Source organism: Tenacibaculum profundi (genome assembly GCF_052050075.1).
Classification (GTDB): domain Bacteria; phylum Bacteroidota; class Bacteroidia; order Flavobacteriales; family Flavobacteriaceae; genus Polaribacter.
Map to the genome: position 1 here is coordinate 361,183 of NZ_CP197225.1, position 13,892 is coordinate 375,074.

11 protein-coding genes are annotated in these 13,892 nt (G+C 27.4%); 6 read left to right on the top strand and 5 right to left on the bottom strand.

Annotated elements, in window-relative coordinates:
- The first annotated feature begins 140 nt into the window (after positions 1–140).
- The 3 genes from ACSIGE_RS01320 (at position 141) to ACSIGE_RS01330 (ending at position 1,661) form a co-directional block, all read left to right on the top strand.
- On the top strand, positions 141–722 hold the full coding sequence (locus tag ACSIGE_RS01320) for a hypothetical protein (RefSeq protein WP_440880993.1): 582 nt from the start codon (positions 141–143) through the stop codon (positions 720–722).
- 127 nt (positions 723–849) lie between these two features.
- Positions 850–1,185: a hypothetical protein gene (locus ACSIGE_RS01325; RefSeq protein ID WP_440880994.1), complete on the top strand. Its 336-nt coding sequence runs from the start codon at positions 850–852 to the stop codon at positions 1,183–1,185.
- A gap of 161 nt (positions 1,186–1,346) precedes the next feature.
- Positions 1,347–1,661: a hypothetical protein gene (locus tag ACSIGE_RS01330; RefSeq protein WP_440880995.1), complete on the top strand. Its 315-nt coding sequence runs from the start codon at positions 1,347–1,349 to the stop codon at positions 1,659–1,661.
- Between the two features lie 1,209 nt (positions 1,662–2,870).
- Here ACSIGE_RS01330 and ACSIGE_RS01335 read toward each other — a convergent pair.
- The 5 genes from ACSIGE_RS01335 to ACSIGE_RS01355 form a co-directional block, all read right to left on the bottom strand.
- Positions 2,871–3,773 carry an EamA family transporter gene (locus ACSIGE_RS01335; RefSeq protein ID WP_440880996.1) on the bottom strand — a complete coding sequence of 301 codons (903 nt, stop codon included), beginning with the start codon at positions 3,771–3,773 and terminating at the stop codon, positions 2,871–2,873.
- 672 nt (positions 3,774–4,445) lie between these two features.
- The gene (locus ACSIGE_RS01340; protein WP_440880997.1) at positions 4,446–4,826 is read right to left on the bottom strand and encodes a putative quinol monooxygenase; all 381 of its coding nucleotides are present in this window, start codon (positions 4,824–4,826) and stop codon (positions 4,446–4,448) included.
- 983 nt (positions 4,827–5,809) lie between these two features.
- Positions 5,810–6,004, bottom strand: coding sequence for a DUF3291 domain-containing protein (locus ACSIGE_RS01345; RefSeq protein ID WP_440882171.1), 195 nt, complete (start codon positions 6,002–6,004; stop codon positions 5,810–5,812).
- 441 nt (positions 6,005–6,445) lie between these two features.
- Positions 6,446–7,810: an exonuclease domain-containing protein gene (locus tag ACSIGE_RS01350; RefSeq protein WP_440880998.1), complete on the bottom strand. Its 1,365-nt coding sequence runs from the start codon at positions 7,808–7,810 to the stop codon at positions 6,446–6,448.
- A 79-nt stretch (positions 7,811–7,889) separates the two neighbouring features.
- Entirely contained in the window at positions 7,890–8,666 is a 777-nt protein-coding gene (locus tag ACSIGE_RS01355; RefSeq protein WP_440880999.1) for an XRE family transcriptional regulator, read from the bottom strand.
- Positions 8,667–8,718: 52 nt separating this feature from the next.
- Here ACSIGE_RS01355 and ACSIGE_RS01360 point away from each other — a divergent pair, with 52 nt between their 5' ends.
- From ACSIGE_RS01360 to ACSIGE_RS01370, 3 genes are all read left to right on the top strand, one after another.
- Positions 8,719–11,718: a DNA polymerase III subunit alpha gene (locus ACSIGE_RS01360; RefSeq protein ID WP_440881000.1), complete on the top strand. Its 3,000-nt coding sequence runs from the start codon at positions 8,719–8,721 to the stop codon at positions 11,716–11,718.
- Positions 11,715–12,887 (top strand): DNA polymerase IV, encoded by a 1,173-nt coding sequence (dinB, locus tag ACSIGE_RS01365; RefSeq protein WP_440881001.1) that lies wholly within the window; start codon positions 11,715–11,717, stop codon positions 12,885–12,887. The genes ACSIGE_RS01360 and dinB overlap by 4 nt, the downstream gene beginning before the upstream one ends.
- A gap of 592 nt (positions 12,888–13,479) precedes the next feature.
- Positions 13,480–13,818 (top strand): DUF6660 family protein, encoded by a 339-nt coding sequence (locus ACSIGE_RS01370; protein ID WP_440881002.1) that lies wholly within the window; start codon positions 13,480–13,482, stop codon positions 13,816–13,818.
- Positions 13,819–13,892: the final 74 nt, after the last annotated feature.

Consider the following 13,892-nt stretch of genomic DNA (forward strand, 5'->3'; position numbering starts at 1 on the left):
GTTTTTATATTACATTAATTTAAACAAATACATACATCTTATTCGGAACCTTAATATACGTAATTCAGTATATATGCTAAACTAATTTTAGGCAATTGATCAAACCTAAAATCAAAAAATAATACATAAAACCCTAAAAAATGAAAGATCAAAACTTCAAACCAATTAATAATCTTACAGAATTAAATAAAGCGTTGTCTAAGTTAACTTCTAATGTAGGACCTATATCACTAGGTATGTTTAAAGTACCTGGAGCAAATGAAGCATTGTTAAATAATGTCATTGAGCAAAGTCATGAGTCTTTGTATGAAGGTATTTCATTGGAAGATATAATAGAAGCCCTTGAACCAGATCTTGCAAAACGAATAGATACTGCTACAACAAAATTTATTTATGATGAACATGGAGATAAACACTTTAAAACATCAGGACCAGGGACTAAATTTGTTCTTAATGGAAGTTCAAAAGATGCCATAAATAGAAAAATAGTTGAATTTATCCAGCCACATATTGGAAGAATTAGACGAGATGCAAATAGACAAAAGCAAAATTATTATTTAACACGTGAAGCAATTCCTGAGTGTGGAAATATTAAACATCTTGTAATACAGGTTGATTTTATTTTTCAACCAGAGAGTATAACTTATCACGCTTATCCTGATAAGGATGTCAAGAATTATAGCCTTTCAAGAACTAAAGGAGGTGCAGAAATTCCTATGTAAGCTAGTAAGACAAGGGTTTTACTAGTTTATCCACTGTAATTACTACCTATACATGTTTTAGATATGTATAGGTAATAATATATTTTAAAAAATTTAACTAAATTCAGTTAAATTTAATTAAATAAATATGAAAAATGTATTTTGGTTTGTCATTATATGCTCTATTATATCTTGTAATAAACAAGAAGTTTTTCAACCTATAAAAGATGTGATTTTAATTGAAAAACCAGATGAGCGAACAACATCTAATATTATAAAAAGAATTGAATTTAATGGATCTTGGTATTGGTTAGGAATTCCAGAAACTAAAACCAAGAAAAGATTTCCAATTATTATAGTGTTGCACGGAGATGAAGGACATCCAAACAATATGAAATTCTATTGGGAAGATCTATGGAAAACTAAACAGGATTTTATATTTATAGCACCAGAATGTCCTAGAGGTATAATAATTAAGGGGTAAATACTTGGTGTAAAGCAGGCTGTGAGGGTTCAGAGCCGCAGGGGTTATGGATTAAAGAAATACTTAATCAAGTAGTCTCAAAATATAATGTTGATAAAAAAAGAATTTATGCTGCTGGATATTCAGGAGGATCTATTTTTTTAGGTTATCAAGGATTTAAAATGTTTCAAGATGTTTTTGCTGGCATACAATGGTTTTGTGGTGGTATAAATGAAACTGAAGAACAAGTGTATCAAGCACCAGAGAATCCAGATTGTAAAGTACCTGGTAGACTGATTATTTCGAGAAGTGGAGATTTTACTTATTTAGTAACTGCGGCAGATAGAATAAGTGAAATTTTAAAAAATAATGGGCATCAAAATGACTATTTAGATACAGGCTGTCAAGGGCATTGTTGTGACGCATATAAATATTCCGAAAATGCATATGATTGGTTTATGTCACTTCCACCAAAATGTGAACCCCTGAAAAATTAAAATATAATAAGAACAGTTATAAATTTGATAGTCTTTATTTAATAGAAATTATAAAGATATAAAGAGGTAGTATTATTTCATTGTATGTAAGTCAAAAAAACTAACAGATAAATAGAAAAGGTTTTTCGAGGAGTATAATATTGTTATTAATTGAAAATAAAGTGATTATGTGTTTAAAATACTTAAGAAAATAGTTTTCGTTATAGCAAATTAAATACGAATAAAACCTGACAAAAAGGAATATATTTAACGTTTTAGAAAGATATTAAAGAGAAAAATAAAATAATCGTAGATGAAATTTATAAATATTTTTTAAAACAGCTAGATATGGCTAGCAGAGTTTTTTGAGTCAGATGGTAAAGCAAAATTAGTATATGATCAGAGGTATGAGAAGAATAATAGTTAAATGAAATTACTTATTAATTTTACCACGTTTTAAACTAGAAAAATTGATGCAGATATTAGACCCCCATAAATAAAGATTGATTAAATCTAATTAATTGATATTACAATTCAATTATTTAAAGATTAAATGTTTGATTTTATTATAGCTTTTAATGGTAAGAGATTCATAAAAAATAGAATAAGGTATTAATCAGTTTATATTTATAAAGAAATAGGGTAATTTAATTAAATAAACATTAAGTAAGTAAAACCCGTCTAAGGTCTAGATTCTCTTACTAAAAATAAATATTTAAAGATCTCTTGTTACCAAAAGAAATTATTTTTGCTCTAGGTAGTCATAAGTGTTTTTTATTTTTTACCACTTATCTTTAAAACACTACCAATTAACTGTATAAAACCCCCAATCACCTCTTTTTCAGTAAAATAACTTTAGCTAAATCGTATATTTAAAGTGTAGTAGTAAGTTAATTTTTTGATTAGCGATTTAAAGGTTTTTTTCATTCGAAAGAGTAGGAAAAAACCTTTTTTAATTAAAATAAGTGTATTTAAAAACTAAGTTTATTTTTTTAGTTATTAATTTTTGATAAAAGTTTTTAAAGAAATTAATATAACCCTTTAAGATGTATGGTAAAAACCATAAGCAATTTATAGGGTTTTTACTTATTGTGAAGTTACCTTGATAATCATATTATTGCAGTATGATTTATCAATAAAATCATATTGTTGGGAAGAGTTTCTAACGATAAAGAGAAAGAAGCATTTTTATGCAAAAAATCCTTGTTTTTGTTAAAAAACAGGATTTTTTTATTTATAATATAAAATTAAAAATACACCAAAAACAATACCTGTTAAAGGTACGAGCTTTTTTCTTTTATTTTTTTCTTTAAAAATGATCCCACCTATAACAACAGCAATTACAATTTGACTTCTTTTTATGGCTGATAACAACATTATCATAGCATGTGGATCCTCTAGTGCTTTAAAATAAAAATAATCAGCAGCTTGTAATAATATTCCTACAGCAGGAATTGACCATCTAAAAGTAAAAGATTGTCTTTTACTTGTTTTTGAAAGCTTTATGATTGTGACAATAATGAACAATATGACCATCGTGTACCAACAAAACCAAAACTGTAATGTTTGAGGAGAGAAATTAAGCTTTTGGATTAAAAATTTATCATATAATCCACTGGAGGCCCCAAAAAAGGTAGCTATAATTATAGCCAAAATCCATTTATTTGATTTAAAATCGACACCTTCTTTTTTTCCAATACGTGAATATAGTAGTACGGATAAAATAATTAAGAAAAAGCCAAACCATTGAAAAATATTAGGAGATTCTCTGTAAATCACAATAGCACCTATAAATGTAAAAAACGGACCTGCTGATCTTATTGGAGTCACTATAGTTATAGGAAGGTGTTTTAATGCTTGATATGCCAATACCCAAGAACAAGTCATTATTAAGGATTTAATAGAAATAAAACCATGGTTTTTCCATGAAATATCATCAATAAAAAGATTCATTGTTTTTAATATACTGGGGTAGTATTTTGATCCGATATATAAAGGAATTAACAACAAAAAACCAGTAGTTACAGTTCCCAATAAAACAAAAAAAACATCGTTTCCTCTTACAGCATGTTTTTTACACAAATTATGCAATCCTAAAAACAATGCAGCTAATAATCCTAAGTACATCCACATAGGATGCGAATATACTTTTTATTAAAATAAATTATAAATTTAATGATCTTATATTCTATATTTTTAGATATATTTTTTGAAAGATTTTTTATTTAGTTATTTATTTAAAAATAGTATTCTTTTTTTTGATTTAAAAGCTTTTAAATAAGCTTATCAAAAGTTATTCAAAAGATGTCTGTATGCTTTTATTAAAACTAAACATTTCTTAGATTTACAAAGAGCATATTATGTAAAGAATGTTTTTTATATAGATGAATTTAATACAAAAACGTAAAAAACAAAATATAACTTAAATAGGGAGAAATATTGGATGTTTTTTTATACCCAAAATGGTGAAAAGATCAAGTTGAAATACTATACTTTAAAAGATTGTTTCTGTGAGGTAAAATACCTTATCAATCACATCTTAACAAATAATATTAAAGGAAGCCTTATACCTGTTTTTTTTGATATACCATGACTTTTATATCAGAATTGTTTGATTAAATTAATAGAAATAAAATCAATATAATTCAACTCAATCACTATGATTAATTCAGTCATTTCTTATATCTCAGATATTAAAAGTTATCGGTAATATTGTAATTTTTTTTTATAGATCAATATGTAAAAACAGCTATGTAGCCAATTGACTACATAGCTGTTTTTTATACATATTATATATAATTAGTTTTACTTAATGTGGGTCATTTCATTCAGTGTAAACTGTTCTACAGCATCTTCTGTAGCTTTCATATACTCAGTTAAATGAGTGTTTTCCATATGCTTTTTCCATAACTCTTTACTTTCCCAATTTTCATAAAATAAAAACAGGTTTTCATCTTCATTATCTTGGTGTAAGTCATAATTGATACATCCTTTTTCAGCTCTTGTAATATCGATTAATTTTAGAAGTTCATTTTTTACTAATTCTCTCTTTTCTGGTTTTGCCAAAATTTTTGCTACAATTGTTAACTTTTGATTATTCATAATTTTTGTATTTATATTTTTTTCTTGATTGGTACACTTTATAAAAAATATACTTATTCCTAGTACAATTATTATTTTTTTCATATTGATTATATTACTTTTTAGATATATCTTTTTTATTTTGATCTCTTTTTTGGTTATTTAAAATATTCAATGTTATGATAAATGAGTAAATAAAGATATCTTACAAGCAAAATAAACTTATCGATAAAAAGAACTTGATTTATTAGTTTATTTTATGTTTTAAAATAGGTTTCTGTCTATCTTGGAACTTTATTTTAATCTACTTTTCAAATCAGTCTAATTGAAAAAACAACAGTATAATTACCGAGGTTAAAAAAATCAAGTTATTATTGTTGCTTTGCCTGAAAAAAATAAATTTTAGAGGCTGATTTTATTTTAAAAATCGCAATTTTTTAGTCGTTGATTTTTTTTACTAATTTGAAAAAGTTTATAATATCATACTTTACTATACAAATTATAGTTGCAAACTTAATTATAGTATTTTATTCTTACAATAACGGTCAAAAATGATAGTAGAGGTTTTATAAATTATAAGTAATAAAAGACGGTTATTTGATATTAGAATAAGTTTATTTTTTTAAAATATTTGTTTGTAGTTTTTTATTCTAGACTTTTTAACAACCATTTAAAGATAGTAAAAGAAGTTGAAATGTACTTTTTCAAACATTTTTGTTTCCTGGAAACTATCCAGATAACTTGTTTAACTTGTCTACTATTTCTGTAAATTCAAAAGTGTTTTCATCAGGAAAGTTAGTCAATGCTTGATTTTGAAAATTCTCATCGAAATATACAATCATTTGATCATTGGTTAAATCATATATGATTTTCGTCTTTTGGTCATTTTCTTTACACTTTCCATTTATGATTTCGAAATCAATATATTCATAATCGCAGGTTTAATGATTAAAGTTGCTTTTTTCGAACACTCTAAATCCGAATAATTTTCCGTTATCATAAAATCTTTCGAAGAGTTTTTCCATTAGCTATAAAGACTCTGTATGAAATGATTTATAAATATAGCTTTTTAGTGATTCAATATCTTTCTAAACAGAAACATTTATTATTACCTGCTCATCACTAAAAGGATCAAAGTTTGAGACATTATTTGATATATCTTTCAATCTCCATATAAAGCTATTACTATTTTCTGCCAATTCATTTACTCTGTGTAAATTATTAACGAACTCTTTTATAATTGTGACATCAATATTGACTCCAATAATTCGGGCTATATTTATTTCTACTAGTTAATATTTCATCTTGTTAATCTAAATACTACTTCTTATTTTATCCTATGAAAGGCACGGTCGTTCAAATTTTAAACAGACCTAAACAAGTACTTGTTTGTGTGGAATTTTAGAACTATAACTGAACAACTTATTGATTGGCTAATGGTTTTTCTATTTTAGATAATTATCGTTATACGCGTAGTGTGCAAGCTATAAAAACTATCTCCTCTTTTATGGTATTTAAAAAGGCGTACCGTTTAGTGACGTATTTTATGGCTTGTATTGGTGAAATTAAAGAATTAGTTATTAAAACTAAAAAACAGTAAAATGGATTCAATACTGATTAATATATTTTTGAAATATCAATAGTTTTTATTTTTTAACTTTATTTTCATCAAGCATTTATATTGAAGTTAAATGAACGCAAAGCTATGTAAAAGTCATAATGTATTAAGCAGTTTTTTCAAGGTGTATTAGGGTTTCTGGATATTTCTTTAAATACGAGTTTAATATACGTTGTACATCTCTAGTGTCTTTTTGTTGCGTAATATTATTCAAATAAACATCTAAAGAAGCTTCTTCTTCGTTATGAAGATAACCAAACCCCATATAAAAACCGTTCAGTACGAGTACGTAACCGTATTGATTTTCTTTTAATCCTGATTGTTTAATTATAAAACTACTTTCTTTAAATTTAATTGATTCAAGACATTTTGTAACTCTTAAATTATAGTTTTTTACGGTTTCTTTATCTCTACAAACACCTTTACATTTTTTTAGTTGGTAATGAAAACAACTACTCACATTGGTTTGTAGATTGCAGAATTTAGGACATAGCTCAAATTTTTCACATAGCTTTTCTACAAAATAGCGAGCTTCATTGGCTGTGTAAAATTTAACAATAGGATTTGGAACTAATTTGAGTCTATTCCACGCAAGGTGTATTATTCCCGATCGATCTTCGTAGTAAAATAATCCAATACTCTCAATACTTCTTCTTTGGGCTCTATTATATTTAGGGTGATATTTTTTGATTTCAGAAGACTCTAATAATAAAGCTAGTAATTCGCTACCTGTTTCAGTATAAGAAATATTAGCTGTAACCATACACATAGATACTTCCTTTTTCTTTTTGTCATAGAAATGACTCAGTACTCTTTGCTTTATGTTATTAGCTTTACCAATATATATAATTTCATTAACATCATTTTTAAAATAATAGACCCCTGTTTTCTCTGATAGATTATCGAATACTGTTTTGGAAAGCATTGGAGGAAGGGTGGCTTCTTTAGACCGAGGGTTTAAAAAAGAAGAAATAACATCTTTTTCTTTATCTAATATTAATAATTTTTTTAATAAAATGACGGTAGCATCAGCATCACCTTTAGCTCTATGCCTATTATTAACTCTAATTCCCTCTGAAGCGCATAAATTCCCTAAGCTATATGATTTTTTATTAGGCAATAACGTTCTTGAAAGTCTTACGGTACACAATTTTTTACGAATAAAACGAAACCCTAGTCTACGAAATTCTTTTCCTATAATTCTATAATCAAAATTAACATTATGAGCCACAAAAATAGTGTTTTGTGTAATCTCATGTATTTTTTTAGCTATTTCATAAAACTTAGGAGCATTTGATACCATAGATTGGGTTATTCCTGTTAGATTAGTAATGAATGTAGGAATATTACATTCAGGATTTACTAATGATGTAAATTCATCAATAATATTTTCTCCATCAAAAACAAGAATACTAATTTCTGTTATTTTATCCCCTCCATTTGTTTCTATATCAACAACAGAATATTTCATAATTTTCTTTTTGTTACTCATTATAAACCTAGTATTATATAAAATAATCATTCATTGTTTAGGGGAAAGGTCATTTATTCTAGTTTATTATTATTTTTTCTAAAGCTTTTAATTCAATACCCAATTGATTTAACATAGAAGCAATACTACTAATCTTTAAATCTTTTTCATCATATTCTTGTGTGTTAATACTGCAAGTAAACTCCCATAATTCTAATATTTCGGTAATAGGTACATGATATGATTGATAATTTTTATTATCTGGAACTAGTAATAAAGCATCTCTTTCTTCTATTTTATTATAGACTCTTTTATAAGTCATTCCATCATTAGCAGTAACAATAATATAAGAAGTTCCATCTTTTACATCACGCATATCGTCTAAGTATTTAGCAATTACATAAGAACCGTCTTTCATGGGAAGCATAGAGTCTCCTTTAATAGGGAAAGCCCTATGTTTTCCTGTCGGTAAAAAAGGGAGCTTTATTTTTTCGAGTTGTTCTATGTATTCTGGATCATCATAACCTAATAAATATCCAGCCGATGATTTTATAGGGACCACTTCTATTAAATCTTCGTTATTCAAGTCTACTGAAATTGGAAATAAAACACGTTGATTTCCTATTTCGATAAACGAAGTATCTGTGGCATAGGATAAATCATTTTTTACTAGTACATCAATGGGAAGGGAAAAGTATTCAGAAAATCGAATAAGCATTTCTATAGGAGGGTCGGACCTTCCTTCTTCGTAAGAACCTATTTTAGATCGAGTCATTTGAACCTCATCAGCTAACTGTTCTTGAGTGTAATTTTTTAATTTCCTTAAATGACGAATGTTTTTTGCAATATGATTCATAATACTACAAATATAAGCAAGAAAAACTATTTTTTGTAGTTAAATTTGAAATATGTTTTTAAATAACCACACATATTATAGTTTAAGATATGGAACTATTTCTCCAAAACGGCTATTAGAATTGGCCAAAAAATATGATTTAGAACAGCTTGTTATTACGGATATTAACAATACTTCTACCTGTTTAGATATTGTCAGATTATCTACTAGTTATAAAATAAAGCCCATACTTGGAGTGGATTTTAGAAACGGTGCACAACAACAGTTTATAATGTTAGCTAAAAACAATAATGGCTTTGAAAAAATAAATAGTTATTTGTCTGATTTTCTAAAAAACAAGAAACTTAAAATACCTCAAAAAGCAAAAAAAATACCCCACACTATTGTAATTTATCCGTTTAAAAACGAGTTTAGTTTTCCTTTAAATACTAATGAATATATAGGAATACGAAAAGAAGAGCTGAGTCAATTTAAATTTTCAAAATGGAGTAACAAACTAAATAAAGTGGTTGTCTTACAGACGGTTACTTTCGAAGATAAAAAAGGGTTTAATACACACCGATTACTGCGTGCTATAGATAATAATACTTTATTAAGTAAATTGTCTTTATTAGAACAAGCTTCAGAGGAAGATAAAATACTTAGCCCAGATAATCTTAAAAATGCTTTTATAAAATATCCTCAGATAATTGAAAATACTAAAAATATATTGGATCAATGCAGTATTAAGTTTGATTTTTCTGGAAAAACATCTAAAAATCAAAAAATATTCGGAAAAAGTAAAGAACATGATTACGAGTTGCTAAAAAAAATGAGTTATGCTGGGATTTCTTATCGTTATCAAGAACCTTCTGAAGAAATATATAATCGTATAGAAAAAGAGTTAAATATTATTAAAGAAAAAGGGTTTATTTCGTACTTTTTAATTAATTGGAAAATTTTAGAATATGCACGAGCGAAAGGCTATTTTTATGTTGGTAGGGGCAGTGGTGCTAATAGTATTATAGCTTACCTTTTGCGTATTACTGATGTAGATCCTTTAGAGTTGGATTTGTATTTTGAACGTTTTATTAACTTATATAGAAAAACGCCTCCAGATTTTGATATTGATTTTTCATGGAAAGATAGAGATGATATCATTCAATTTATTTTCAGTAACTTTAAAAATACAGCTTTATTAGCCATTTATAACACTTTCAAATATAAGGCCGCTGTTAGAGAATTAGGAAAGGTATTTGGGCTCCCTAAATCAGAAATAGACCGTTTATCATCAAGTAATTACAATTATGATGAACTGGATAAACTTTCAAAGTTGGTAATTATCTACGCTTCTTATATAGAAGGATTTCCTAATTACTTAGGTATTCATGCAGGAGGTATTTTAATTTCAGATAAACCTATCCATTATTATACCGCTACTTTTATCCCTCCTAAAGGTTATAGTACAACTCAATTTGACATGGTAATTTCAGAAGATGTAGGATTGCATAAGTTTGATATTTTAAGTCAGCGAGGTCTGAGTAAGATTAAAGAATCAATTGAGATAGTATCTCGTAATAATGTTGATTTAAAGTCTTTTAAGATAAATAACATTAACTATTTAAAAAAAGACCTAAAGATTAAACTTTTACTTAAAGAAGCTAAAGTTATTGGTTGCTTTTATGTTGAATCTCCGGCGATGAGAATGCTATTAAAAAAGTTACAAGTAACCGATTATTTGGGACTGGTTGCGGCTAGTTCTATTATTAGACCAGGAGTTGCTAAATCGGGTATGATGCGAGAATATATTTTACGGTTTCGTTATCCAGAGAGAAGAAAAGAAGTACACCCTACATTACTAAGTATAATGCCGGAAACTTATGGTATTATGGTATATCAAGAGGATGTTATTAAGGTAGCGCATCATTTTGGAGGTTTATCTTTAGGAGAGGCTGATATGTTACGTAGAGGAATGTCTGGAAAATTTAGGTCTCGAAAAGAGTTTTTAAAAGTTAAGGATCGCTTCTTTTTAAACTGTAAAAATAAGGGGATAAGTTTACAGTTAACTAAAGAAATATGGGAACAAATTGAAAGCTTCGCAGGATATGCTTTTGCAAAAGGGCACTCAGCATCTTATGCTATAGAAAGCTATCAAAGTTTGTTTTTAAAAGCTTATTACCCTTTAGAATATATGGTGGCTACTATCAATAATTCAGGTGGGTTTTATAATACAGAGTTGTATATTCATGAAGCAAGAATGCATGGAGGAATTATCAAACCTCCCTGCATAAATAAAAGCTATAGCCAAACAGTTATCTATGGTAAAGAAATTTACATAGGCTTTATGTTTTTACATTCGTTAGAAAGTAATGCAATCCAAAAAATTATAGAGGAACGATCAGAAAATGGCTTATTCAAAAGTTTAAAAGATTTTATGATACGAGTTTCCATCTCAATGGAACAAATAATAATTCTCATAAAAATAAACGCTTTTAATTTTACAAAAAAAAGTAAGCAAGCCCTTTTATGGGAAGCGCATATAAGTAGTAATCATAAACCTTTAAAAAAAGAGAGTTTTTGTTTATTTAATATTCAAGAAACCCCTTATAAAATACCTGAACTTCCTAATTCTTATTTAGAAGATGCTTTCGATCAAATAGAATTACTAGGTTTTCCACTTTGTAGTCCTTTCAAATTATTAGCGACAAAGAGTTATTTTCTTTTAAAAGCAACTAATTTACATAAGTATAAAAATAAATTTGTTACCATTGAAGGTTATCTAATAACAACTAAAAGAACAAGAACATCTAATGATAAGTATATGTTTTTTGGAACTTTTTTGGATAGGGAAGGTTGCTTTATTGATTCTGTTCATTTTCCTCAGGTAATACGGCAATACCCTTTTAGAGGAAAGGGAATATATCGGTTATATGGAAAAGTTTTAGAAGAGTTTGATTGCATTACAATTGAAGTGAAAAGTATGCTTTATCTTCCTATCATTAAAGATCCTAGGTACATCGATCATAATAAAAAAGGAACTTCATTTAATAAGAATACGTTTAAAAAATTATGATGAGCGAACGTTCAATAGTACATATGGATTTAGATACGTTTTTTGTGTCTTGCGAAAGATTAATAGATAGTAGGTTAGTAGGGAAGCCTATACTTGTAGGAGGGACTTCAGATAGAGGGGTGGTAGCCTCTTGTAGCTATGAAGCCCGTTTATTTGGCATCCATTCAGCAATGCCGATACGTATGGCGAAGCAATTATGTCCAGAAGCTATTGTTTTAAGAGGAAATACAGCCGTTTATACACAGTACTCAGAATCTATTACTCAAGTGATCAAAGAAATGGTTCCAGTGTATGAAAAAACCTCTATTGATGAGTTTTATATTGATTTAACAGGTATGGATCGTTTTTTTAAATGTCATCAATTTACTTTAGAATTAAAAAAACGTATTCTTAAAGAAACAGGGCTACCAATTTCTTTTGGTTTATCTATCAATAAGACAGTGTCTAAAATTGCTACAGGAGAAGCAAAACCAAACAATCAATTAAAAATAGATAAAGGAACTGAAAAAATATTTCTAGCTCCTTTATCTGTTAGAAAAATTCCTATGGTAGGAGATGTTACATATAAATCATTATGTGATTTAGGAATGAAAAAGATAAAAATGGTGCAGGAAATTCCCATCAATATGATGGCTAGCGTATTGGGTAAAAAAGGAATATCGATTTGGAAAAAGGCCAACGGAATTGACCATAGTCCAGTTATACAATACCAAGAAAGAAAATCTATTTCTACAGAACGTACTTTTGATAAAGACACAACAGATCTTCGTAAATTAGAAAGTATTATTTCAGTAATGACTGAAAACTTAATTTACAAGTTACGTACACAAAATAAGTTAACAGCTTGTATAACTCTCAAAATCCGTTATTCTGACTTTCAAACGTATACTTTACAACGTCGAATACCTTACAGTGCAGCAGACCATAAAATTATTCCATTAGTAAAAGAACTATATAAAAAACTGTATAAAAGACGATTATTAGTACGTTTAATAGGGGTGAAATTTAGTCATTTATTAGAAGGAGGTCATCAAATAGAATTATTTGATCATAACGATAAAATAATTAACCTTTACCAAGCTATGGATAAGATACGGAAGCGTTATGGCGATCGTGCAATTATGAGGGCAATAGGAATTGAGAATAAAAAAACGTCTAGAAAACACTAAATTTAGGTAATGAATCGCTTCAACAAACAAAAAAATACTCTTGTTATGATTAACAAACTAAACATTTGACATAAAAATTTAGTTTTGGTCATTAATATAGTCTTATTTTAAGTTTACAAAATATAACTTACAGATATAAACAATTGCTTTTATTCTTTACTACAATTAGAACCTTATTTAAAAAGCAAATGACAACAAAAGCTAATAATTTCGGTATAATAAGTTTATGAAAACATTTCTTTCAAAGTTTTTTATAGTTCTAGAAAATACCCTTTTATTGAAAGAACGTTTTTAGTTTTTACAAACAACTAAAACACCTATTTCACAAATTATAATTCTATTAAATAATAGAACATACTGATTTTTAGTTTAGCATAACAAAGTTTTTTTAACCCTTTTTTAATTTCCTTTATCCGTATATTTAATTCTAAGGGTAAATAAAAAATCCTTTTATAATTGTTTGTGATTGATTTAGGTATGTTTATCTAACCTTTTACAAATGCATACTTGGCATCACTTACTACTAAATTAAATATAATAATTAGAGTTTTTTGCACAAGCTGTGCATGAATTAATTGGTATATTTGTTTTAATGAAAATTTTAAGTATCATATTATCCTTGTACATTCTTATTTTATCTGCAAAAGAATGCTCTGATATATCATTACTATCCGATTTTCAAGTAATTATAGAGCAAGGTACAGACAATACTCAAAAGAAGGAAAATCATGATAGCTGCGCTTTTACTTGCGTATGTAATTGTTGTGGAATGGCAATTACTTTTCAAGAGCTAAGCACTTTTTTAAACACCTCTCCAATTAATGTAAAAATCACTTCATTAATTATCTTTTATCAAACAATTTATAGGTTTGATAATCTTTTTAATATTTGGCAGCCTCCAAAGAAAGCTTCCTACATGAAAACTTATTAAATAGATTACTGTTGATAACAGTAGTCTCTCATATCTTAAATTAGGTATGGGAAACTATGCTAGTATTAAAAATA